The 23,314-nt window shown below is 59.9% G+C and carries 23 protein-coding genes; 7 read left to right on the top strand and 16 right to left on the bottom strand.

Annotation, left to right across the window (positions count from 1 at the left end; genetic code table 11):
• Positions 1-325: 325 nt before the first annotated feature.
• Positions 326-1,225, top strand: coding sequence for a lipid A hydroxylase LpxO (gene lpxO, locus AC3WJW_RS25635; protein WP_493727911.1), 900 nt, complete (start codon positions 326-328; stop codon positions 1,223-1,225).
• 129 nt (positions 1,226-1,354) lie between these two features.
• Here lpxO and ku read toward each other — a convergent pair whose 3' ends face one another.
• On the bottom strand, positions 1,355-2,206 hold the full coding sequence (ku, locus tag AC3WJW_RS25630) for a non-homologous end joining protein Ku (RefSeq protein ID WP_493727910.1): 852 nt from the start codon (positions 2,204-2,206) through the stop codon (positions 1,355-1,357).
• Between the two features lie 193 nt (positions 2,207-2,399).
• Here ku and AC3WJW_RS25625 point away from each other — a divergent pair, with 193 nt between their 5' ends.
• Both AC3WJW_RS25625 and AC3WJW_RS25620 read left to right on the top strand, forming a co-directional pair.
• The gene (locus tag AC3WJW_RS25625) at positions 2,400-2,747 is read left to right on the top strand and encodes a hypothetical protein (RefSeq protein WP_493727909.1); all 348 of its coding nucleotides are present in this window, start codon (positions 2,400-2,402) and stop codon (positions 2,745-2,747) included.
• 65 nt (positions 2,748-2,812) lie between these two features.
• Positions 2,813-3,964 carry a PQQ-dependent sugar dehydrogenase gene (locus AC3WJW_RS25620; protein ID WP_493727908.1) on the top strand — a complete coding sequence of 384 codons (1,152 nt, stop codon included), beginning with the start codon at positions 2,813-2,815 and terminating at the stop codon, positions 3,962-3,964.
• Between the two features lie 101 nt (positions 3,965-4,065).
• Here AC3WJW_RS25620 and AC3WJW_RS25615 read toward each other — a convergent pair whose 3' ends face one another.
• Positions 4,066-5,163: a GNAT family N-acetyltransferase/peptidase C39 family protein gene (locus tag AC3WJW_RS25615; RefSeq protein WP_493727907.1), complete on the bottom strand. Its 1,098-nt coding sequence runs from the start codon at positions 5,161-5,163 to the stop codon at positions 4,066-4,068.
• Between the two features lie 93 nt (positions 5,164-5,256).
• Here AC3WJW_RS25615 and AC3WJW_RS25610 point away from each other — a divergent pair, with 93 nt between their 5' ends.
• Positions 5,257-6,843, top strand: coding sequence for a RimK family ATP-grasp domain-containing protein (locus AC3WJW_RS25610; protein ID WP_493727906.1), 1,587 nt, complete (start codon positions 5,257-5,259; stop codon positions 6,841-6,843).
• A 7-nt stretch (positions 6,844-6,850) separates the two neighbouring features.
• Positions 6,851-7,774: a magnesium transporter CorA family protein gene (locus AC3WJW_RS25605; RefSeq protein ID WP_493727905.1), complete on the top strand. Its 924-nt coding sequence runs from the start codon at positions 6,851-6,853 to the stop codon at positions 7,772-7,774.
• Positions 7,775-7,849: 75 nt separating this feature from the next.
• On the opposite strand, the gene AC3WJW_RS25600 is transcribed toward AC3WJW_RS25605, so the two are convergent.
• On the bottom strand, positions 7,850-8,185 hold the full coding sequence (locus AC3WJW_RS25600; RefSeq protein ID WP_493727904.1) for a DUF2834 domain-containing protein: 336 nt from the start codon (positions 8,183-8,185) through the stop codon (positions 7,850-7,852).
• Positions 8,186-8,432: 247 nt separating this feature from the next.
• Here AC3WJW_RS25600 and ilvA point away from each other — a divergent pair, with 247 nt between their 5' ends.
• On the top strand, positions 8,433-9,446 hold the full coding sequence (gene ilvA, locus AC3WJW_RS25595; RefSeq protein WP_493727903.1) for a threonine ammonia-lyase, biosynthetic: 1,014 nt from the start codon (positions 8,433-8,435) through the stop codon (positions 9,444-9,446).
• 31 nt (positions 9,447-9,477) lie between these two features.
• Here the strand turns inward: ilvA and eco are convergent, their stop codons facing one another.
• Positions 9,478-9,960, bottom strand: a complete 483-nt coding sequence (gene eco / locus AC3WJW_RS25590) for a serine protease inhibitor ecotin (RefSeq protein WP_493727902.1) — start codon at positions 9,958-9,960, stop codon at positions 9,478-9,480.
• Positions 9,961-10,253: 293 nt separating this feature from the next.
• Here eco and AC3WJW_RS25585 point away from each other — a divergent pair, with 293 nt between their 5' ends.
• On the top strand, positions 10,254-10,520 hold the full coding sequence (locus AC3WJW_RS25585) for a DUF1652 domain-containing protein (RefSeq protein ID WP_493727901.1): 267 nt from the start codon (positions 10,254-10,256) through the stop codon (positions 10,518-10,520).
• Here AC3WJW_RS25585 and AC3WJW_RS25580 read toward each other — a convergent pair.
• The 12 genes from AC3WJW_RS25580 to AC3WJW_RS25525 form a co-directional block, all read right to left on the bottom strand.
• Positions 10,517-10,912 carry a hypothetical protein gene (locus tag AC3WJW_RS25580; RefSeq protein ID WP_095966704.1) on the bottom strand — a complete coding sequence of 132 codons (396 nt, stop codon included), beginning with the start codon at positions 10,910-10,912 and terminating at the stop codon, positions 10,517-10,519. The genes AC3WJW_RS25585 and AC3WJW_RS25580 overlap by 4 nt on opposite strands.
• A gap of 91 nt (positions 10,913-11,003) precedes the next feature.
• On the bottom strand, positions 11,004-11,270 hold the full coding sequence (locus AC3WJW_RS25575; RefSeq protein ID WP_493727900.1) for a DUF2790 domain-containing protein: 267 nt from the start codon (positions 11,268-11,270) through the stop codon (positions 11,004-11,006).
• A 272-nt stretch (positions 11,271-11,542) separates the two neighbouring features.
• Positions 11,543-12,487 (bottom strand): carbohydrate kinase family protein, encoded by a 945-nt coding sequence (locus tag AC3WJW_RS25570; protein ID WP_493727899.1) that lies wholly within the window; start codon positions 12,485-12,487, stop codon positions 11,543-11,545.
• Between the two features lie 13 nt (positions 12,488-12,500).
• Positions 12,501-13,997, bottom strand: coding sequence for a xylulokinase (gene xylB / locus AC3WJW_RS25565; protein ID WP_493727898.1), 1,497 nt, complete (start codon positions 13,995-13,997; stop codon positions 12,501-12,503).
• Positions 13,998-14,143: 146 nt separating this feature from the next.
• A complete protein-coding gene (locus tag AC3WJW_RS25560) occupies positions 14,144-15,616 on the bottom strand; it encodes a mannitol dehydrogenase family protein (RefSeq protein ID WP_493727897.1) in 1,473 nt (490 codons plus the stop codon).
• Positions 15,617-15,632: 16 nt separating this feature from the next.
• On the bottom strand, positions 15,633-16,736 hold the full coding sequence (locus tag AC3WJW_RS25555) for an ABC transporter ATP-binding protein (RefSeq protein ID WP_493727896.1): 1,104 nt from the start codon (positions 16,734-16,736) through the stop codon (positions 15,633-15,635).
• Positions 16,737-16,866: 130 nt separating this feature from the next.
• Positions 16,867-17,697 carry a carbohydrate ABC transporter permease gene (locus AC3WJW_RS25550; RefSeq protein WP_493727895.1) on the bottom strand — a complete coding sequence of 277 codons (831 nt, stop codon included), beginning with the start codon at positions 17,695-17,697 and terminating at the stop codon, positions 16,867-16,869.
• 8 nt (positions 17,698-17,705) lie between these two features.
• Positions 17,706-18,632, bottom strand: coding sequence for a carbohydrate ABC transporter permease (locus AC3WJW_RS25545; protein WP_493727894.1), 927 nt, complete (start codon positions 18,630-18,632; stop codon positions 17,706-17,708).
• Between the two features lie 151 nt (positions 18,633-18,783).
• Positions 18,784-20,094 carry an ABC transporter substrate-binding protein gene (locus AC3WJW_RS25540; RefSeq protein ID WP_493727893.1) on the bottom strand — a complete coding sequence of 437 codons (1,311 nt, stop codon included), beginning with the start codon at positions 20,092-20,094 and terminating at the stop codon, positions 18,784-18,786.
• 306 nt (positions 20,095-20,400) lie between these two features.
• Positions 20,401-21,306 carry a helix-turn-helix domain-containing protein gene (locus tag AC3WJW_RS25535; RefSeq protein WP_493727892.1) on the bottom strand — a complete coding sequence of 302 codons (906 nt, stop codon included), beginning with the start codon at positions 21,304-21,306 and terminating at the stop codon, positions 20,401-20,403.
• 145 nt (positions 21,307-21,451) lie between these two features.
• The gene (locus AC3WJW_RS25530; RefSeq protein WP_493727891.1) at positions 21,452-22,753 is read right to left on the bottom strand and encodes a glycosyltransferase; all 1,302 of its coding nucleotides are present in this window, start codon (positions 22,751-22,753) and stop codon (positions 21,452-21,454) included.
• Positions 22,754-22,827: 74 nt separating this feature from the next.
• Positions 22,828-23,190, bottom strand: a complete 363-nt coding sequence (locus AC3WJW_RS25525; protein ID WP_493727890.1) for a response regulator — start codon at positions 23,188-23,190, stop codon at positions 22,828-22,830.
• Positions 23,191-23,314: the final 124 nt, after the last annotated feature.

The raw sequence follows: 23,314 nt of genomic DNA, 5'->3' as shown, positions 1-23,314 counted from the left end.
GTGCGCTGAAAGGGGATTTTCCCGCTTTCAACCTGGGGGCGCGTAAAGTTTGGCGGCGATTGTACTGGTCTGGCTCTTTAAACGATAGGGCGTTGAGGCCGCAGTGACGTTTCGGCGGATTTTGTAGACAGTTTTTCACAGTTACAGGTTAACTATTGGTTACAAACTGTGGCTAAAATGCCATCCGTCGGCTGAGCGCCGATCGTCGGCGTAGCTCGATGGCACTACAGGGCCGCTGTTTCGTTTTCAGCCGCTGCACAAGACCCGGGGACCGGCATGCCGGTAAAGGGCGCAGTTTGTTTTCTTCTGACGTGTGACGATTTCCGTGAAACTGATCATTGCCGTTATCTACGTTGTCTCTATTGCGTATGTCCACCTGCGTGGCCAGGTGCGCCATAAGCTGGGCCGCCAGTTGAGTGATCACTCGACGTTTCTGGCGCCGATCAATTGCTTTCTTTATCTGTTTTCGAAAATCCCCAACAGACCCTATCTCGACCCGGCCGACTTTCCCGACCTGAGCCCGCTGCAGGCGCATTGGGAAGAAATTCGCGCCGAAGGCCAGAATTTGCTTCGGGCCGGCGAGATCAAGCGTTCGGACCAATTCGATGACGTCGGTTTCAACTCGTTTTTCAAGACCGGCTGGAAGCGCTTCTATCTCAAGTGGTACGGCGACAGCCATCCATCGGCCATGAAGCTCTGCCCGCGCACCACCGAGCTGGTGCAGGGCATTGGTTCGATCAAGGCGGCAATGTTCGCCGAGTTGCCACCGGGGTCCAGACTGGTGCGCCACCGCGACCCGTATGCCGGTTCGTACCGTTATCACCTGGGGCTCGAAACCCCCAACGCCGAGGGTTGCTACATCAATGTCGATGGCCAGGACTACCATTGGCGCGATGGCGAAGCGGTGATGTTCGATGAGACCTACATTCATTACGCGGAAAACACCACGCAGCAGAACCGCATCATTTTGTTCTGCGACGTCGAGCGGCCGATGAAATACAGGTGGGCAGCGGCATTCAATCGCTGGTTCAGTCGCCATGTCATGTCGGCGGCGGGTGCGCCCAACGAGGCGGGCGACAGGACCGGTGGCCTCAACCGCCTGTTTGGCAAGATCTACAAGGTTCGCCTGCACGGCAAGCAACTGAAAAAACGCAACCGCAAGCTTTACTACCTCGAAAAGTGGTCGATCTTCGCCGGGTTGCTGGTGGTCATCATTCTGATCTGATTGTTTCGTTCAGGCGCAACACGCCTTCGCGAACGGTGTAAGGCACGATCTGCCTTACTGCGAAAATCCTTGTGGGAGCGGGCTTGCTCCGGGCGGCGTTCCGACGAAGAGGCCGGGACATCCAGCCAATCACTTGCTGGCTTTCTTCTTCGCGGCCGGTTTGCTGCTCGCTTTCGGTTTTGCCGTTGTACCCTTGCTGCCCAGGCTACGCTTGAGCAGCTCGGTCAGGTCAATGACATCTGCCGTTTTACGTAGCTCTTCACCCGAGGCGGTCTCGACGTCTTCAATCTTGCCTTCATGGGCCTTCTTGTCCACCAGGGCCATGATCTTGTCCTCGAAACCATCCCGATAGTCTTGCGGCGACCACTGGGCGCTCATGTCCTCCACCAGGCGCCTGGCCATGTCCAGTTCGCCCTTGGCCAGTTCCGGCCGGGTCACTTCGCTGCCCAGCGCCAACTCATCGAGGCTTCGGACTTCCGCCGGCCAGCGCAGCATCACCAGCACCAGCGCCGACTCCAGGGGCATCAGCGCGGCCAGGTGCTGGCGGGTATGCAGTACCACATGGGCGAGGGCGACCTTGCCGGTTTTGCTCAGGGTTTCGCGCAGCAGGGCATAGACCTTGCCGCCGCGCTTGTCGGGCGCCAGGTAGTAAGGCGTGTCGATGTTCTGCAAGGGAATCTGCTCGCCGTCGACAAAGGAAAAAATGTCGATGGTCTGGGTCGAGAGCGGGTGAGCGCTGCGGATCTCCTCCTCACTGAGCACCACGTACCGACCCTTTTCGTATTGCACGCCCTTGACGATGTGCTCCTTGGTGACTTCCTTGCCCGTGACCTTGTTGACACGCTTATAGCCCACCGGGTCCATGCTGCGGCTGTCGAGCCAGTCGAAATCGACGCCCTGGGAAGACGTTGCCGAGACCAGCGCCACGGGGATATGCACCAGTCCGAAGCTGATTGCGCCTTTCCAGATTGCCCGTGCCATGGTCGTCTACTCGCGAGTGATGTTCAGGTGACCTGCGGCCTCGAGCAAAAGTTTCCGTGGCCTGTGTGGCCGTTCCTTTAATCGGATCAACGTCGTGTTACATCTTGCCGGGGAGGTTTTTGTTAACAAATACGAACCCCGGGCGTAGCGTGATATCGAAGTCCTTATCCACGTGACGTAGCGAGGCACCCCCATGAACCGATACGTGTCTGGCGCCCTTGCGCTGGCCCTGAGTGCCGTACTGGGCCCAATGGTCGAGGCCGACACCTCTGCTTCGTTGCGCATGGCCCAGAACCTGCCGGGCAGCACCAACAACAATCCTTACAGCAGCCCGATCAACCGGGCCAACCCCAACAGCATGCAAGGCACCCGACCCAGTGCCCCGGCCATTCGCGGGCCCAATACCGTGCCGGTCCCGCGCCCGCCGACACTGGACAACGGCGGCATCGGTAATCGCTACCCCGAGCGGAGCGTTCCCGCCAGCCCACCGACATTCATTCCCAATCCTGCGCCGCGAGACACCGGCACCGGCAACCGTTGAGTGGCCGGCATGACCTGTGCCCAGGGTTTTTTCCAGGCCTCATGATCATCAGAAAAGGAGTCTGCATGTTGCGCAAAAACTCATTGGCAATCCTCTGTGCCAGCGTATTGATCGCCGCCACTGTCCCTGTGCTTGCCGCGCCCCCCCAGACGATGAAAAGCGAAGAGGGCACACTCGAGGTGACCCCCGTCGTGACGGGGCTGGAGCACCCTTGGGCGCTGGCATTCCTGCCGGATGGTAAAAGCATGCTGGTCACCGAGCGGCCCGGCAACCTGCGGCTGATCACCGCCGACGGCAAGCTGTCGGCACCGCTCAATGGCGTACCAACGGTCTGGGCCAAGGGGCAGGGCGGCTTGCTGGATGTCGCGCTGTCACCCGATTTCAAACAGGACCGGATGGTCTATCTGTCCTATGCCGAAGGGGGTGGAGAGGACAATAAAGCCGGTACTGCGGTGGGGCGCGGCCGGCTCTCCGACGATCTGACGGCGATCAAGGATTTCCGGGTGATCCTGCGCCAGGAACCCAAGCTCTCGGAAGGCAACCATTTTGGATCGCGGCTGGTGTTCGATCGCGACGGCTATCTGTTCGTGACGCTGGGGGAAAACAACGAACGCCCGACCGCCCAGGACCTCGACAAGCTGCAAGGCAAGGTGGTGCGAATCTACCCGGACGGCACGGTGCCCAAGGACAACCCCTTTGTCGGCCAAGCCAACGTGCGCCCGGAAATCTGGTCCTACGGCCAGCGCAACCCGCAAGGCGCGGCGCTCAACCCGTGGAACGGCACGCTGTGGGAAAACGAGCACGGCCCTCTGGGCGGCGATGAAATCAACATCATCGAGCGTGGCAGGAATTACGGCTGGCCGCTGGCGACCCATGGCATCAACTACTCCGGTAAACCGATTCCCGAAGCCAGGGGGGAAACCGTTGAAGGCACCGTTGCCCCGAACCATGTCTGGGAGAAGTCCCCGGGCCTGAGCGGCATGGCGTTCTACGATGCCGATCGGTTCAAGGCCTGGCAAGGCAACGTGTTTATCGGCGCGTTGGTCAGCCAGGAGCTGATTCGTCTCGAGTTCAACGGCGACAAGGTGGTGCACGAGGAGCGCTTGCTCGGGGCGTTGAGAAAGCGCATTCGCGATGTGCGGCAGGGGCCGGATGGGTATTTGTATGTGTTGACCGATGAAGAGGATGGTGAATTGTATAAAGTCGGATTGAAGTGAAGTTCACACGCCGCCTTCGCGAGCAAGCCCGCTCCCACAGGGGAATGCATTTCAAGTGTGGGAGCGCGAAGGCGGTGTGAGAACCACCACAGATGCAGCGACTACTTCTTTCCATACACAATCACAGCCGCCCTCAATTTGTCCCGGCCAAAGCTGCACATCTTCTCGAACTCCCCATGGCTGACCGGCAGGTGCTGGCAGTCCATGGCCTGGCGATGCTGGCTGTGGTCCACATCGGGATCGTGCAGATAGACAAATTCTTCATCGCAATCGGTCACTATCACCCAGTGCGGCGATTTGGAGCGGGTCAGGCGATAGCTGCTGATCAGCACCAACGGTTGCCCGCCATGCTCCAGCAGTTGCGCAAGATTCAGTGAGCCGCCGATCTCGCACACGACGTCGCTGGCAAGCAACTGCGCGGTGAACTCTTCGTGCACCAGGCGCATTACGTCTTTTTTATGCTCATCCCGCACCCCGTCAAGGAACAACGGCCCGGCCTTGCTCAGTTGCAGGCGCACCCGAAACTCGCGGCGCCAGGCCGCCAATGCCAGGCCTTGCGGGCTGCAACCACCGTGGCCGGAGGTCATGAACACGGTGGTTGCCTCGCGCCAGATTTGCAGTTCTTCACGCCGCTCCGGCAAACGCCCCGGCTGCAACGCGCCCATGGCCATGAGCAGGCAGGCCGGACCGCAGGTGAAATCGGTGGTCTGCGCGTAGTAGGGCACTTGAATGTTGCGTGATTCGCGGTGCTGGAGGATGCGTTTTTCCAGGCGCAGCGCATCGGCGTGGTCCTGATAGTAGTCGTGGACCAGGGCAAAGCGCCGGTACCCGTTACGTTCATACAGGGCAATCGCCGCCGGATTGTCGATACGCACCTCCAGACGCAAATAGGCGCAATCGTGTTCCAGGGCAATGGCTTCGGTGCGATCGAGCAGTTGCTTGCCCAGGCCATTGCCCCGCGCCTGTGCCGCGATGGCTATCGAATAGAGACGCGCCAGCGACGTACCGCGGTGGAAAAGCACCAGGGCGTAACCCAGCAGATGCTCGCCGCGCTGGGCCACGAGTAGTTGCCCGTTGGCGCGGCTGATCATCCATTGAAAGCTGCGGCTGTTGAGCCGGTCGGTGGTAAAGCATTGCTCTTCAAGTTGCAGCAGTGCGGGTAAGTCCTCTATTACCGCTAAACGAAAAACTGTATTCATAATGACCGCCGTAAAAGTTGCGTAACGAAACGGGACTTTCGAAAAAGTTCGTGCTTAATAGGAAAGGTCTTGTTCTCCAACGGATCAATCACTATGTCAGCGGTACAAGGTCATTGGCGCGAAGTATCCGAGCAAACTTTGCCGACGGCAATCACTTCGGCAACTTATTTAAATGACTCCAATAAAACTTCCAGTCAGTTGATTATCATCGTCGAACGCAAGGAAGACTGGGCCTCCTATTTTCCCAGCGAGGACATCGTCACGGCCCAGGAGTATCTGGAACAAACCCGCGACAATGGGCAGGGCAAGCGCGTGCAGGTCATCAACCTGTGCCGCAGCTACAAGTACCTGGGGCACGGTTACTACTGTTCGCTGCTGGCTGAAGCCCGTGGACACAAGGTGATTCCGTCGGTGCGAACCATCAGCGAACTGACCCGCAAATCCCTTTATGGCCTGGCGCTTGACGACCTGGATAAAACCCTGGAAAAAGCCCTCAGTCATCACGCTTACAGTGACACCGAAGGGTTTACCCTGACGTTGTATTTCGGCAAGACCAATATCGAACCTTTGCAGGATCTGGCCAGGCAATTATTTGAAGTGTTTGCCTGTCCGATCTTGTTAGTTGAATTCCGCCGAACTAACGGCTGGCATATCGAAGGCATCAAGTCGGGGGCGTTGCACAAGTTGCGGGAGGATCAGGAAGATCAATTTGCCCACTCCCTCGACAGTTTCAGCCGCAAGATCTGGCGCCTGCCGCGCTCACGACGGCTGGCCCGCTACGACCTGGCCATCCTGCACGATCCTCAGGAAGCCCTGCCGCCGTCGAATGCCAGGGCGCTGGACAACTTCGTCCGGGTCGGCAGGACCCTGGGCATCGACGTCGAACTGATCGAGCGCAGGGACTATGCGCGGATCGCCGAATACGACGGCCTGCTGATCCGCGAGACCACCAGCGTCGACAACCATACTTATCGCTTTGCCAAGAAAGCCGAGAGCGAAGGGCTGGTGGTGATGGACGATCCGACGTCGATCCTGCGCTGCACCAACAAGGTGTATCTGACCGACCTGCTCAAGAGTCATCAATTGGGCATGCCCGCCACTGAAATCCTCTACAAGGAGCGACCGGAAGACTTTGAACGGGTGGGCGAACGACTGGGCTTTCCGCTGGTGTTGAAGATCCCCGACGGTTGTTTCTCCCGGGGCGTGATCAAGGTCGAGAGCCAGCAGGCGTTGCTCGAAGCCACCGCCGAACTGTTCGAACACTCGGTGCTGTTGCTGGCCCAGGAGTTCTTCTACACCGAGTACGACTGGCGCATCGGTGTACTCAACCGTAAACCGATCTTTGCCTGCCAGTACTTCATGTCCAAGGGGCACTGGCAAATCTACAACCACAAGGCCAAGGGCCAGGACATCAACGGTGAATGCCGCACCCTGGCGGTTCACGAAGCGCCGCGTGCGGTGGTGGAACTGGCGGTGAAGACGGCCAACCTGATCGGCGATGGCCTCTACGGGGTCGACCTCAAACAGTCCGGCGACAAAGTGGTGGTGATCGAGGTCAACGACAACCCGAACATGGACGCCGGCATCGAAGACGCCTACCTGCAGGACGATCTGTATTCACTGGTGCTGGAGGAGTTCGTTCGGCGCCTGGAGCTTAAACGTCGCGGCCAGGCCTGGTGATGCAGCGATGATCAAGAGTTTTCAGTTGAGCGGTGGAACGCTGCAGGCCGTCGAGCGACTGGATGCCGAGGTGATGCTGTTCAGTGACCCCGATGCGGCCGAGCGCGACCTGCTGCACCGTCATTTCAAACTCGACGAACACGCCTTGGCCTCGGCGCTGGACCCGGACGAGGTGTCGCGCATCGAATTCCATCCCGACAACCTGTTCCTGATCTGGAAGCGTCCGGACAGTTACTCCGGCGCCGACAACCTGGGGTTCCAGGTGTCGTCCTGTGGCCTGCTGTTTTCTCCGGGGCGCTTGCTGGTGATCGCCACCGATGACGCACCGCTCAACGGGCTCGGCAAGCGCCAGGCGCTCGACACGCCACTGGATGTCCTGCTCGATCTGCTGTTCAACAACATCCACCACTATCTGGGGCACTTGAAGGTGATCAAGCTGATCGCCCGGGAATTGCAGCAGAAATTCAACGCCTCGATGCAGAATCAGCACCTGATCCAGATGTTCAACCTCAGCGAAAGCCTGATCTATTACATCAATGCGATTCACAGCAATGGCGCGGTCCTGAACCGACTGCGAAATCATGCGCAAAAGCAGGGCTTCAACGCCGAGGCCATCAGCCTGATCGATGACCTGATCATCGAAAACAACCAGTGTTACAAGCAGGCGGAAATCTATTCGACGGTGTTCTCCGGCCTCATCGACGCCCGGGGCAACCTGATGAACAACAGCATGAACAACCTGCTGCGCAAGCTGACGTTGATCAACGTGGTGTTTTTGCCGTTGAACCTGATTGCGAGCATCGGCGGTATGTCCGAGTTCAGCATGATGACGGCGGGGACACCGTGGTGGGTTTCCTACCCCTTGCTGCTGTCGACGATGATGATCGGGGCGGGGGCGATGGTGGTGGGGCTCAAGCGGTTGGCGAAGTGAGGGCGGTGCAGGTCAATCCCTGTGGGAGCGAGCCTGCTCGCGAAAGCAATATCAGCTTCACCGCAGGGGGCCGGGTCAGATTTGCCGAGTCGCGGCCGCCAATCTCTTACGATCCTGAACCCCGCGCACCACCAGATACAACAATGGACCAACCGACACAAACACAGCGGTGATCAATAGATAAGGCACCACCGCAACCGCCGACAGCCCGCGCTTTCGCGCATCCCGGTACATCCAGATACCCGCCAGCGTCGCCAGCAAGTAAAGATCGATCACCACTTGCGCAGTATCGGGACGTGACATCAGGCTGATGCCGAAGTCGATCAGCGATTGTTCGGCCTGGAGCATCACCGAAAGGGTATAGCCGGCAAAGGCGATCAGGGCGATAAGGGGCAGGGCAATGGCATTCATGTGTTCCTTCCTTGGGCAATGACTGGAATCGGCAGCCTAGAGGGATCTGCACAAATTTGCCATTGACTTGCCATCAACGCCCGGCTAATTTCGAGCCATGACTTCCACCGTATTGCGCTGCCAGCCAAGCATTATTACCGCCATTCCTCATTTGGCGGGCTAGCTCACGACTGCAGCACCCAACCCGCCCTCGAGGCGGGTTTTTACTTTCTGTCTCCCGGGCCCCGATCAATGTCAGGAGACGACCATGAGTTTTACAACCGACCAGCAAGCCTTGCTTGAACGCTACGTCAAAAAAATCCTTGCCGCGCCGGTGTATGAACTGGCGGTGCGCACGCCGTTGCAAGCGGCCCCGGCCTTGTCCGAGGCACTGGGCAACCAGATCCTGCTCAAGCGCGAAGACCTGCAACCGACCTTTTCCTTCAAGATCCGCGGCGCCTACAACAAGCTGGTGCAACTGAGCGAAGCGCAAAAAGCTCGCGGCGTGGTCACCGCTTCTGCCGGCAATCATGCGCAGGGTGTGGCGCTGGCGGCTCGGGAGTTGGGAATCAGCGCCACCATCGTAATGCCTTGCACGACGCCGCAATTGAAGGTGATCGGGGTTCGTAGCCGGGGCGCCGATGCGATATTGCATGGCGAGAGTTTTCCGTTTGCACTGGCCTATGCACTGGCGTTGGCCGGGGAAAGCGGTCGCACCTTTGTATCGCCCTTTGACGATCCGGATGTGATCGCGGGCCAAGGCACGGTGGCCATGGAAATCCTGCGTCAGCATCAAGGTCCGCTGGATGCGATCTTCGTGCCGGTGGGTGGCGGGGGGCTGATCGCCGGCATCGCCGCTTACATCAAATACTTGCAGCCGCAGGTGCGCATCGTTGGCGTCGAGTCGGAGCATTCGGCGTGCCTGCAAGCCGCGTTGCTGGCCGGTGAGCGAGTGATCCTGCCCAGGGTCGGGACCTTTGCCGATGGGGTGGCGGTGGCGCAGATCGGCGCTTACGGTTTTGAGGTCTGCCGGTTTTGCGTTGATGAGGTGGTGACGGTCAGCAATGACGAGCTTTGCGCCGCCATCAAGAATATCTACGACGATACCCGCTCGATCACCGAACCTTCCGGTGCGCTGGCCGTGGCCGGAATCAAGCAGTACGTGGCACGCAGCGGGGTCCGCGGCCAGACGCTGGTCGCCATCGACTCCGGTGCCAACATCAATTTTGACAGCCTGGGGCATGTGGCCGAGCGCGCCGCGTTGAGCCGCGCGCCGGCATGACCCGGGTGCAGGCCAACAGCAGATGCCCGGGTTATTCCTGAATGGCCTTCTCGACCTTGTTCGACGCCGACCAGATTCGGTAGCGCACTTCGATGTCCTTGGGCACATACAGCACGAGCGGCAGCTTGCTGTTGTAACGCAGCAGGAAGCCGTCACCGACCACCGGCACAAAATCCTGTTTGCTCGTGCCGTCCGGGCAGGCCATCAGCGTACTCATCGGGCCAATGACTTTTTCCAGGCGATAGAAAGGGTAGCCCCAACCCTCGAGGTTTTTCTCTTCGAGAATGCCGCCCAGACGAGGGCGGTTGCAATCTACGGTCATGGTTTTGCCGGCCAGGATCTCGACCTGGAAGTCGTCTTCCCGGGGCTGTGGCGCGAGGTGAATCACTTGGCGGGTAAAACCGCTCCCGGCTTTCGGATAGGGCGCGGTGTCTTCGAGTTTGGCGGCGTGCGCCATACCGGCAACCCCCAGTGCGAACAGCGCTGTGCAGGCGTTAACAGTCAAAGAATTCATGATGCCTCCTTGCTTGAAGTGAAGGGCGGCATTTTCACTGTCGTGTGCAGCGAATGCAAACCCGCGGCGCCCAACGTGCAAATTGCAGGGGCGCCAGGGGTGTACAATGCAAACTGCACGGCAGGTTTTACAGGTGACAGGCCTAAACCCTTGAATTGCCGATGAACTGCGCTCCGAGATCCGGGGTATGTTTTATGCTGTAGCTGTCCTTGAAGCTTGCCGAGCTTTTATATGAGAGCGCATACGAGCGAGCGTTGATGTTGATTGGCAGTCTCACAAAGGAGAAGGTCGCCATGTTTCTTTCTGCCTTGGAACTTCGCAATATCATCGAAGCCAGCTTTTTACCCAAACGTTGCGAGTGCACGTTGTCACCGGATCTGTCGATGACCGTGAAGATCTATGCCGACGGGCAAACCGATCAGCTCGATCTGATGGTCACCGGCATCGATGCCTCCGGACTCAATGGTTGTCGGGAAATAAACGAGTTGATCGCCCAACTGCGTTCCAGACAGCATCACGTAGAAGTCGAGCCACACTCGATGCTGGGCAGGGCGCTTTAACCTGCAGTTTCGAGTTCCACCGACACGCGCCGGGTCTGGAAGAACGCCAGGCCCAGCGCCAGTTCAAGCCCGACAGCCAGCAACATGCCCGGCCCGACATGGCCGGCGAGCCATTCGGCAAAACCCAGCACGGCCAATCCCCAGCAGCCGACGACGAAGCCGAGGCTCAGCGCATTGCGGGTTGCACAAGGGGGCGCGTTGCGAACCAGGTAAGAGATCACGCTAAACGCTGCGAACAGCACGGCGGTGCGGCGCGCGACCAATCCGGCCACGAATGAAAATTCGATCCCCCACAGCGACAGTAGCCACTGAGGTGCCAAACCCCAGACAAGGCTCAGCAAAAGACATAAGGCGGCGGTAAACATCGACAACGTGCGAAACGAAAACTGCATGGCCAATCCTTGCGGGCAGTGAGGGAGGCGCTAGAGCATAGCGCCGCAGCCCTCAAAGGAATACTGCCTGGTGTCAAATCAGACGTTTCGGTCAGCCTTGGTTCTCGCAGGCGTCGGAAAGTTTACGGTAGGTGATTTCTGCGGGTTTTCCCGTTTCATCGAGGTACTTCATGTCGGCCTTCACCACCTTGCACTCCAAGGTGTCTGGCTCGGTCAGTGAAATCACTTTGCTGACATGCAATGGCATGCCGTAGTGGTAGGGCACGGCCTGAGAAGTAGCGGTGTCATTGGCCTGGGCCAGGCCGGCAAACGCGGTGCAGGCGAAGGCGGCGGTAACCAGCAAGGTGCGAGTGTTCATCAGCGATCTCCAGTGCGTACGGGAAGTCAGTTCGATGTGTGGCTTGTCGAACCTGCCGCACCGGGCGTCAGAACAGTCTGAGGGCGTGCGGTCCAGTGAAGTGTTGGACCGCACGGTTAAACGAGGGTTAACCCGGCTGAACGCCGCCTGTCGCGAAGGCGCGATCCTGTGTATCAGTTAAGACCATCGAGCGCCTGATAGAAAGTCATCGCGAGCAAGCTCGCTCCCACAACCCTGTGGGAGCGAGCCTGCTCGCGAAGGGGCCCTCAAATTCAGTGCAGATTCAACTGCTCCCGATAAGGCAGATCCGGCCCGGTCTTGCTGCACGTCAACGCCGCCGCCTGCACCGCGAACTTCAGCATGCCGTCGATCTGTTCGCGGCCAAGTTGCTTTACACCCTCCACCGAATCCAGTTGCTGCTCGGTCAACCAGGCAATCAACGCCGCTTGAAAGGTATCCCCTGCGCCCACGGTGTCGGCGATTTTTACCGCGCAGGCCGGAGCCGACCAAGAGCCGTGAACCCGGCTGAACACGGTCGCGCCTTCGCCGCCCCGGGTCAGGAACACCAGCTGGCAGCGATGCTGCATCCAGCCCTCGATCACTTGCGCCGGGTCCTGGCCTGGGTACAACAGATGCAGGTCCTCGTCGCTGACCTTGATCAGGTCGGCCAATTCCACCAGGGTTGCGATCCGGTTACGCCACCGTTCAATGTCCGGTTCCGGGTTCAGGCGCACGTTCGGGTCGAGGCTGATCAGGCGTTTGCCGCTTTCCCGGCGCACCAATGCCAACAGGGTGTCGGCAACCGGCTGCACCACCAGGGAAAACGATCCGATATGCAGGCCGCGCACTTCAGGCCCGAGTGCCGGCAGGTGCTCCGGCTGCAACTGTCGATCGGCGCAGCCTTCGCCACGGAAGCTGTATTGCGGCGAGCCATTGGCGCCTACGGCGACCATCGCCAGGGTGGTCGGCGCGCCGAAATCCAGCAGGAAGTCCTGGCGCACACCTTCATCCTGCAGGACCTGCAACAGACGCCGGCCCAGGTAGTCGGTGGACAACCCGGCCAACAGCGCCGAATCCACGCCCAACCGGCGCAATCCCACGGCCACGTTGAACGGCGAGCCACCGGCGATGGCTTTGAAATTCACTTTGGACGCCAGACCGCTGGCGTCGTCCTCACTGAAAAAATCGAACAGCGCTTCGCCACACACCAGGTACATAGTTGTTCACTCTTCAAAGGGTTGCGACATGCTGTCGATAACGTTCATAAGCCTGCTGACTGGCACTTACATTGTCGGCGACCGGCAGGGTTTCACTGGTCGGGTCGAGCTTCACGCAGCGCTCGCACAGGTCTGCCAGGCTGAGTTCGTTCCCGTTTGTCCAGGATACGCACCAAGCCGCCTGGATCGCCGCACCCAGGGCCGCGGCCTCGCTTTGTTCAGTGCAGATCACCGGGGTATTCATGGTATCGGCGACGATCTGCCGCCACACCGCGCTTTTCGAACCACCACCGATCAGCCGAATGCTGCGGCTTTGTAAGCCATTGTGGCGTAGCAGGTCCAGTCCGTAACGCAAACCGAATGTCGTGCCTTCGACGACCGCGCGGCACAGGTTGGCCCGGGTCAGGTTGCTCATGGTCAGGCCCGACAGGCTGCCGCTGGCATGGGGCAGGGCGGGCACCCGCTCGCCGTTGAAGAACGGCAACATGCTCACGCCTTCGGCACCGATGGGCGCTTTGGCAACCAGAGCGTTGAACTGATCGATATCGAGGTCCAGCAGGTCGCGAATCAGGCCGGTGGCATTGGTCAGGTTCATGGTGCAGATCAATGGCAGCCAGCCGCCGCTGGAAGAACAGAACGTGGCGACTGCGGAATCCGGGGCGACGTTCGGCCGGTCGGCATAGGCGTACACCGTGCCTGACGAGCCGAGGCTCATGGTGATTGCGCCGGGCTGGATATTGCCGGTGCCGATGGCCCCCATCATGTTGTCGCCGCCGCCACTGGACACCCATGCCCGCGGGTTGATGCCCAGGTGTTCGGCAATGTCCGGCAGAATCGTGCCAACCGCCTGGTTCGCATCGATCAGTTCGGGTAGCGCCGCTTGCAGGCGTCCGCTGGGGTCGATGTCGCGCAACAACTGCACATCCCACTGCCGGGTACGCACATTGAAGTACCCGGTGCCCGAGGCATCACCGTATTCGCTGCAACTGCGGCCGGTGAGCCAATGGTTGAGGTAGTCGTGGGGCAGCAGGATACGGGCGATCCGGGAAAACACTTCGGGATGCTGCTCTTTGGTCCAGAGCAGTTTGGATAGGGTATAGCCCGGCGCGATGACCACGCCGAGGCGCTCCAGCGAAACCTTTTCGCCGCCGAGGTGGGCCAGGAGACGGTCATTCTCCGGCGTGGTTTCGGTGTCGCACCAGAGCTTGGCCGGACGCAGCACCTGGCCCTGATCGTCGAGCAGCACCAGGCCATGCTGCTGGCCGGAAACGCCAATGCCGAGAATCGACTGGCCATCGACCCTGGCCGCGAGCAATGCGCGGCGGGTGGCGGTGGCGAAGGCTTCCAGCCACTGCTGGGTGTCCTGTTCGCGGCGGCCATTGGCCGCGCTGATCAGGCTGTGGCTGGCCGCTCCCTGGCCGAGCACTTCACCACTGACCGCGTCGAGGATGATGGCCTTGGTGCCCTGGGTGCCGCAGTCGATGCCGAGGAAGAGTTGTTGGGTTGTCATGCAAGATCCTTCGATATCAGTAGACCCTCTTCGCGAGCAGGCTCGCTCCCACATGGATATCCGTCGAGCACAACATGTGTGTCCACTGAAGATCTCCTGTGGGAGCGAGCCTGCTCGCGAAGACGGCAGTTGTCACACCACCGTCCTTACGCCAACACCCGCTCCAGCGTCCGCGACACCCCCACCTCACGCAAACTGTTGCAGCACCACTCGAACGCCGCGACAAACTCCGCCGAGCGGGGTATCGCCGTACCGAAGATCTCCTCGACCGCCAGCAAGCGCTGGGTGATCAGCACATCATCGGCCACCAGCGCCTGGCAGAACTCGGCACGAGGATCGGGAATGCTGTACGTGTCGCCATGTTCATCCACGCCCTTCAGATACAAGGCCCACGCCGCCACCACCAAGGCCGCACGTTTGGTCTCGCGGCCATCGGCGATCAGGCGGTTGATGGTCGGCACGGTGAATTTCGGAAACTTCGACGAACCGTCCGAACACACCCGTTCAAGCTGGTCGGCAATCGCCTGATTGGAGAAGCGCGCCACCAGGGTGTTTTTGTACTCGGTCAGGTCGATTCCCGGCACCGGGGCCAGTTGCGGCGTCACGTCCAGGTCCATGTAGGCGCGCATATAGCGCACGAAGAGCGGGTCGTTCATGGTCTCGTGGACGAAACGGTAACCCTTCAGGAATCCCAGGTAGGTCAGCGCCAGATGGCTGCCGTTGAGCAGCTTGATCTTCATGTCTTCGTAGGGCGTGATGTCGTCGGTGAATTGCACGCCGACCTTTTCCCAGGCCGGGCGACCGTTGACGAATTTGTCTTCCAGCACCCATTGCACGAAGGGTTCGCAGACCACCGGCCAGGCATCGTCCACCCCGTGCCGGTCCGCCAGTTGCAGGCGGTGTCGGGTGCTGGTCATCGGCGTGATGCGGTCGACCATGGCGTTGGGGAAACTGACGTTGGCGCCGATCCAGTCGCGCAGGGGGCTGTCGTGCAAGGCGGCGAAGGCCAGCAGGGCCTTGCGGGTGACGGCGCCATTGTGCGGCAGGTTATCGCAGGACATCAGGGTGAAGGCCGCTGTGCCGGCGGCGCGGCGCCTGGCCAGTGCGGCACAGAGCAAGCCGAACACGGTCGTTGGCGTGTCGGGGTGCGCGAGGTCATGCTGGATCTGCGGCAAGTGCGCCATGAACTCACCGGTGCTGTCGTCGATGCAGTAACCGCCTTCGGTGATGGTCAGCGAGACGATGCGGATCTCGGGACTGGCCAGTTTGTCGATCAACGCCCGGGTGTCGTCTTCGGCCAGCAGCATGTCGCGGATGGCCCCGATCACCCGCACTTCGGTGTCGTCGCCATCGCCGAGCTCGAACAGGGTGAACAGGTAGTCCTGATTCTTGAGATCGTCACGGGCGCGGCGGTCCTCGGCACGCAGGCCGACGCCGCAAATGGCCCAGTCCAGGCCTTCTCCGGTGTTCATCAGCGCATCGGTGTAAAACGCCTGGTGGGCGCGATGGAAACCGCCGACGCCGATGTGCGCAATGCCCTGACGGGTATCGCCCAACGCGTAGGCGGGCAGGGCCACACCGGGTGCGAGGCGGTTGAGGTTCTGTTTATTGAGTTTCATCACAGTCTCTCTGGGATCAGGCGGCAACGCGCAACGGGCGGGGCAACGCCATGCCGTCGGCATCGAATAAATGGCAGTGTTGCGCGTCCAGGTGCAGGCTCAGGGTTTCGCCGTAGCGGCTGGCCAGGTCGCCGCGAACGCGCATGGTCAGGGCTTCGCCGGAAGAAGTCCGGACGTGGCAGAACGTGTCGCTGCCCAGGCGTTCGCTGACATCGGCGGTGACCTGCAAGGTGCAGTCGCCGGGCTTTGCCAGTTCCAGGTGTTCCGGGCGAATGCCCAGGGTCACTGCGCTGCCGACGCTCAGACGGGATCCGCTCAAGGGCAGGCTGATGCGGGTGCCGGCGTCCAGTTGCACTTCGCAGCCCTGGCTGTCGACGCGGGTGACCTTGCCCTTGAGGAAGCCCATTTTCGGCGTGCCCAGGAAGCCGGCGACGAACAGGTTGGCGGGCTGGTGGTAGAGATCCAGCGGCGAACCGACTTGCTCGATCTTGCCGCCATTGAGCACAACTACTTTGTCGGCCATGGTCATGGCTTCGACCTGGTCATGGGTGACGTAGATCATCGTCGCTTGCAGGTCTTTGTGCAGGCGCAGCAATTCCAGGCGCATCTGCACGCGCAGGGCGGCGTCGAGGTTGGACAGCGGTTCGTCGAACAGGAAGATTTTCGGGTTGCGCACGATGGCCCGGCCAATCGCCACGCGCTGGCGCTGGCCGCCGGACAGTTGCTTGGGCTTGCGTTCCAGCATCGGCCCCAGTTCGAGGATGCGCGCCGCTTCGCTGACCTTTTTCTCCACTTCGGCTTTGGCCACGCCGGCCAGGTCGAGAGCGAACGACATGTTCTTGCGTACGCTCATGTGCGGGTACAGGGCGTAGGTCTGGAACACCATCGCCAGGTCGCGCTTGGCCGGGCTCACTTCGGTGATGTCGCGGCCATCGAGTTCGATGGTGCCGCCGCTGACTTCTTCGAGCCCGGCGATCAGGCGCAGCAGCGTGGATTTGCCGCAGCCCGACGGGCCGACGAAGACCACGAATTCCTTGTCGTTCACTTCGAGGTCAATGCCCTTGATGATGGAGAAACCTTCGAAGCCTTTTTGCAGATTCTTGATTTTCAGGTTGGCCATGGTGGTGGGCCTCCGGTTGTTGTTCTTTAAGATCAAAAGATCGCAGCCTGCGGCAGCTCCTACACAGAGCCCCCAGGCAACGCGACTCCCCTGTAGGAGCTGCCGAAGGCTGCGATCTTTTGCTTCTGATTCATTTCACAGCGCCGAACGACAGGCCGCGGACCAACTGTTTCTGACTGATCCAGCCGAAGATCAGGATCGGCGCACAGGCCAGGGTCGAGACCGCCGACAACTTGGCCCAGAACAGCCCTTCGGGGCTCGAATACGAAGCGATCAAGGCGGTCAGTGGCGCGGCTTTCGACGAGGTCAGGTTCAGCGACCAGAAGGCCTCGTTCCAGCACAGGATCAGCGACAGCAGCACCGTGGACGCCAGGCCACCCTTGGCGATCGGCAGCAATACCCGAAGCATCTCCTGGACCAGCGTTGCGCCATCCAGCCGCGCGGCTTCAAGGATGTCTCGGGGGATGTCCTTGAAGTAGGTGTAAACCATCCAGACCACGATCGGCAGGTTGATCAGCGTGTAGATGACGATCAGCGCGATCCGCGTGTCGAGCAGGCCGAAACTCTTGGCCAGCAGGTAGATCGGCATCAGCACGCCCACCGGCGGCAGCATCTTGGTCGAGAGCATCCACAGCAGCGTGCCTCTGGTGCGCCGGGTTTCGTAGAACGCCATCGAGTAGGCCGCCGGCACCGCGATCAGCAGGCACAGGGCCGTGGCGCTGAAGGAAATCACCACCGAGTTCCAGGCGAAGCTGAAGTAATCGCTGCGCTCGTTGATGTGCAGGTAGTTCTCCAGCGTCGGCGTGAAGATGAACTGTGGCGGCGTGGCGAAGGCCTCGATTTCGGTCTTGAAACTGGTCATTACCATCCAGAAGATCGGGAAGAAAATCAGGATCGCGATGGCCCAGGCCAACGTACCGAGCAACAGGCTTTGCAAACGACGGGATTGTTGAAGAGTCATGGCAGGCCTCAGGCTTTGTCGGTCAGGTTTTTGCCGATCATCCGCACCAGAATGATCGCCGCGATGTTGGCGATGACCACCGCGATCAAGCCGCCCGCCGAGGCCATGCCGACGTCGAACTGGACCAGCGCCTGGTTGTAGATCAGGTAGGCGAGGTTGGTCGAGGCGTAGCCGGGGCCGCCGTTGGTGGTGGTGAAGATTTCGGCGAACACCGAGAGCAGGAAGATGGTTTCGATCATCACCACCACCGCAATCGGTCTTGCCAGGTGCGGCAGGGTCAGGTGCCAGAAGATCGCGATGGGACCGGCACCGTCCAGGCGTGCGGCCTCTTTCTGTTCCTGGTCGAGGGACTGCATCGCGGTCATCAGGATCAGGATGGCGAACGGCAGCCATTGCCACGAGACAATGATGATGATCGACAGCAACGGGTAGTGCGCCAGCCAGTCCACCGGTTGTGCGCCGAACAGTTTCCAGACGTAGGCGAGGATCCCCGACACCGGGTGGAAAATCAGGTTCTTCCAGATCAGCGCGCCGACCGTGGGCATGATGAAAAACGGCGAGATCAGCATCACCCGCACGATGCCGCGACCGAAAAACTCACTGGCCTCCAGCAGTGCACTGATCAGCACACCGAACACCACGCTGATCAACAGTACGCTGCCCACCAGCAACAGGGTGTTGGTGGCGCCGGGCAGGAAGCCTGAATCGGTGAGGAAGTAGGTGAAGTTCTCCAGCCCGACGAACGCGTTCTCGCCGGGGTCGAGCAGGTTGTAGCGAATCGTCGAGAAGTAGAGGGTCATGCCCAGCGGCACGATCATCCACAACAGCAGCAGTGCCACCGAAGGGCTGACCAGAAACCAGCCGGGATTGGCCACGCGGCTTTTGCGCTGCGGCTGGGCAATGTCCATGTGAGCTTTGGCAGTTGAAATATTCATGGCGTTAAACCGTTTGGGTACAGGCAATGAAGTTCAACTGTGGGAGCGAGCCTGCTCGCGAATGCAATGTTTGAGTCACGAAAATGCGTCGGCTGTACCGGCCTCTTCGCGAGCAGGCTCGCTCCCACAGAAGGCGAGAGCGGGTTTTGGGTTACTTGGGATACCCGGCGCGCTTCATTTCGCGCTCGGTGGTTTGCTGGGCCGCCGCCAATGCCTGGTCGACCGTGGTCTGGCCGATCAGCGCCGCAGAGAAGGATTTGCCGACCTGGGTACCAATGCCCTGGAACTCGGGAATGGTCACCAGCTGGATGCCGATATAAGGCACCGGTTTCAGCGTCGGCTTACCCGGGTCCGCGGCCTTGAGCGATTCGAGCGTCACCCTGGCGAACGGTGCGGCACTCATGTATGCCTCGCTGTAGGTCGAGGCCCGGGTGCCCGGCGGAACGTTGGCGATGCCGTCTTTTTCCGCGACCAGTGCGCTGTATTCCCGGGAAGTGGCCCAGGCGCTGAAGGTTTTCGCCGCGTCCTTGGCCTTGGAACTGGTCGGAATGGCCAGCGCCCAGGAGTACAACCAGGCCGAACCCTTGTCCGTGACCTGATGCGGCGCATAGGTGAAACCGACGTGATCGGCGACCTTGCTCTGGGTCTTGTCGGTGACGAACGAGCCGGCGACGCTGGCATCGACCCAGATCGCGCATTTGCCGCTGTTGAACAGCGCCAGGTTTTCGTTGAAACCGTTGCTCGATGCACCCGGCGGACCGGATTTCTTCATGGTATCGACGTAGAAGTTCAGCGCATTCTTCCACTCGGGCCCATTGAATTCCGGCTGCCAATTTTCGTCGAACCAGCGCGCGCCATAGGCGTTGGCGACGGTGGTGACCAGCGCCATGTTCTCGCCCCAGCCGGCCTTGCCCCGCAGGCAGATGCCGTACTGTTCCTGGTCCGGTTTGTTGAGTTTGGCGGCGAACTCACCGATCTGCTCCCAGGTCGGGCGCTCGGGCATGCTCAGGCCGGCGTCCTTGAACAGGTCGGTGCGGTAATAGGTGATCGAGCTTTCGGCGTAGAACGGCAGGGCGTACAGCGAGCCTTTGACCGACAAGCCTTCGCGCACCGACGGGAACACGTCGTCCAGGGCATAGCTGGCCGGCAAATCCTTCATCGGCTCCAGCCAGCCCTTGGCGCCCCAAAGTGCCGCTTCGTACATGCCGATGGTCAGCACGTCGAATTGCCCGCCCTGGGTGGCGATGTCGGTGGTCAGGCGCTGGCGCAGGACGTTTTCCTCGAGTACCACCCAATTGAGCTTGATGTCCGGGTGCTCGGCCTCGAAGGTTTTCGAGAGCTTTTGCATGCGGATCATGTCGCTGTTGTTGACGGTAGCGATGGTCAGGGTCTGGGCGCCAAGGCTGACGCTGCTGAGGGTCATGCAGGTGAGGGCAAGCAGGGCTTTTACCGAAGGTTGCATCGTGCACTCCTTTTCTGCACCCGGCGGGTTACAGAAGGACAGTTATTGTTTTTGTGTCTTCCGAAGGCAGGAAGAATGTGCACTGATTACAACCTTCATTGGAGGGCGAGACAAATCATCCATCGCACTTCAACTGATACTTTTTTGCACTGATATTTTTGACTGTAAACGCAGGGAAGGGCTTTTCAGCAATGGGGTGGCATTGAATCTGTACAGGTTTCATGGTTTTAAAATCAAAAGATCGCAGCCTTCGGCAGCTCCTACAGGAGGGTGTAGGAGCTGCCGAAGGCTGCGATTTTTTGATTTTTACCCGAGGTTTTGCTCGGTGAGACGCTGCACCACCAACCGCCGATAATGCGAAGGCGTCATGCCCTTGAGCTGCTGGAAGCGCCGGTTGAAGTTGGAAATGTTGTTGAAACCGGACTCGAAGCACACGTCCGTGACCGGTTTGTCGCCATCGGCCAGCAACTCGCAGGACTTGCTGATGCGCAGGCGATTGACGAACTCGATGAAGTTGCGCCCTGTGGCCTGCTTGAATACCCGGCTGAAATACGTGGGTTTCATGCCCAGATGCTCGGCGACTTCCTCCAGCGTCAAGTCCCGGGCGTAATGGGCGAAAATGTAATCCACCGCGCGGTTGGTGCGATCGATGTTGTGCTCATCGGCCAGTTGTGGGGTCGTTGCGCCAGAGAGCAATTGGTAGTCGTCGGTGGCCGCAAGCAACTCCAGCAGAATGAAAAAGTGCCCGAGCCGGGTCATGCCGCTGGTATCGGCGATGCGCTGCATCAACTGCATGGCCTGGGCGATGGTGTGCTTGCAGCGAAATTCGATGCCGTACTGCGCGCGCTCCAGCAAGGGAGCCAGGGTCTTGAGCTCGGCGAACACTTGATAGCCGCTGTCGAACAACTCGTCGGTGAAGTTGACCAGCATGTCGCGCTTGGGCACCACTTCGTCCTCGGCCACCTGGCTGATCCAGTTGTGGGGCAGGTTGGGGCCCGTCAGGAACAGGGATTGCGGATAGAAGTTGCCGATGTAATCGCCAATGAACACCTTGCCGGAACTGGCGACGATCAGGTGTAACTCGTATTCCTTGTGGAAATGCCAGCGCACCAGCGGACAGGGAAAACCATGCTGGCGGTAAATGATGGACAAGCCATTGTGGTCGTCCATCAACTCATAGGAAGGATCGGTGACTCTGGCGGTACGGGTCATGTCAGGGTGCTTATGTTGTTATCCCGTCCGGATCATGCCTGCTGCCGGGTGAGTAACGCTACTACCGCCTGTGTGCCTGACCATGCAAGGCGTGGCCGTAAACCGCTTTCATGCCGGTCGCGTTCCAGCATGGCAACGGCGGTAACTATGCATCGTGATTCAGTTGGTTCTTCGCCTCTATCCATTGCGCCATGTATTGAGTGCTCTTGTGCTGATGATGACGCAGCATGCTGCCGGTAAAGTTGTCTCGCCTGATGTTGGCCAGATCCCGTTGGCAATCGACCAGCCGCTGGATCAAGGCCGGGCCATGAACGGATCTGCGGTAGCGACTGGCAAGCAGGGTTTGCGCGTGCGCCTGGGCATCGAGCCAGCGCGTCTTGTCGTTGTGCAGTTGCACGGCCTGATCGGCGAACTCGCGTGCCGAACGGGTCACTGCACCGGGCCACGCTTGTTCGCCATGCATCGCTTCAGCACCGACGGGCGTTGTCACATTCGGTGTGCCACAGAGCATCGCATCGACAATCTTGCCTTTGATTCCGGCGCCAAAACGCAGCGGCGCCATACAGACCCGTGTCGCCGACATGACTTGCAGGGCGTCCTGCGCCCAGTTCATCACATGAAAACCCTGGGCCGGGTTATGCAGGGCGGTCGCCTTGGGGGGTGTATAGGCACCGTAGATATGCAATTGGGCGCCGGGCAATTGCTCGCGAATCAGCGGCCAGATAGCGGTTTTCAACCAGAGCACCGCATCCCAGTTGGGCGCATGGCGAAAATTGCCGATATGAAGAAAGTGTGCCCGGTCTTCGAACGTTACCGGTGTACGGGTCGGTAGTTCGACCATCAATGGGCACCAGTGCAGCAAGTTGCGTGGAATTCTGAACTGCTCGACCAGCAATTCGATTTCCACTTCCGAAACCATCAGCGTCAGATCACAACGATAAAACGAGGCGATCTCGCGCTTCGCCAGATCGGTATTGGCCATGTGTTCAAACTCTTCACGCGACGCCGGGGCGAACAGGTCGCTGAAGTCATTGTTGTCTTCACTGGCCTTCAAGCGCTCCTTGAGGCGTTGGTGCCGACCCTGCCTGAGGCTTTGCAAGTCGCAACTTTCCAGCACGCGCAACGCATCGGGACAATACTTCTCGACCCGCCAACCGAACTGTTCCTCCATCATGAATTGATCGAACAACACGATGTCCGGCGCCAGTTCACTGATGAACGTGTCGAAACTGCTGTTGTTCAGCTCGATGGGTACTTCACGAATACCCAGCGCCGTCAGGTCTGCGCGCTGTTCGCCGAAACCGGCCGGGCTGCTGAAGGTGATATCCCAGCCTTGCTGCAGGAAAACCTCGAGAATCTGCATGACATGCCCGCTGGCCGCGGAAGAGCGGGGCTCGGGCCAGACGTAACCAATGACCAGGACTTTGGTTGCGCGGGGCTCAATCATGTACGGAATTTCCTTGAAGCGAAGACAGGGCAGGGACGAAAACGGCGCGCATTAAACCACAGTGGACCGCGAGGTCACCCAAGAATGCCTTTGACCTTGTCGCGCAACTGATCAATGGAGAAGGGTTTGCCGATCACGTGCATGTCGGCGGGCACGTCGATGCTTTCGGCATAACCGCTGGCAAACAGGATGGGCAGGTCGGGGCGTATCGTGCGGGCGAGGACGGCCAGTTCGCGGCCATCCATGATCGGCAGGCCGACATCCGTCATCATCAGGTCAATGTGTTGGTTCGAGTCCTTGAGCGTCTCCAGCGCCTGTTCGCTGCCATCGGCTTCCAGCACCTTGTACTCCAGCTCCTCCAGTACGTCGACAATCAGCATGCGCACGATGGCATCGTCTTCGACGACGAGGATGGTGGAGGCGTTGGCGGATGACATAGTGGACTTCCTGAAAAGATTGGCATTGCCGGTCGCTGGAAATCACCGGCCTCTTGCATCAGTAAGTGGCAGCTCCAGACAAGTTCCCGAGGCGACGCAAAAAAAGCAGGCGACGCAGGTCGGC

The sequence above is a fragment of the Pseudomonas sp. GW821-FHT07G06 genome, from assembly GCF_058986625.1.
The sequence above is the reverse complement of the archived record's forward strand: the minus strand, read 5'-3'. Positions and strand labels throughout refer to the sequence as shown.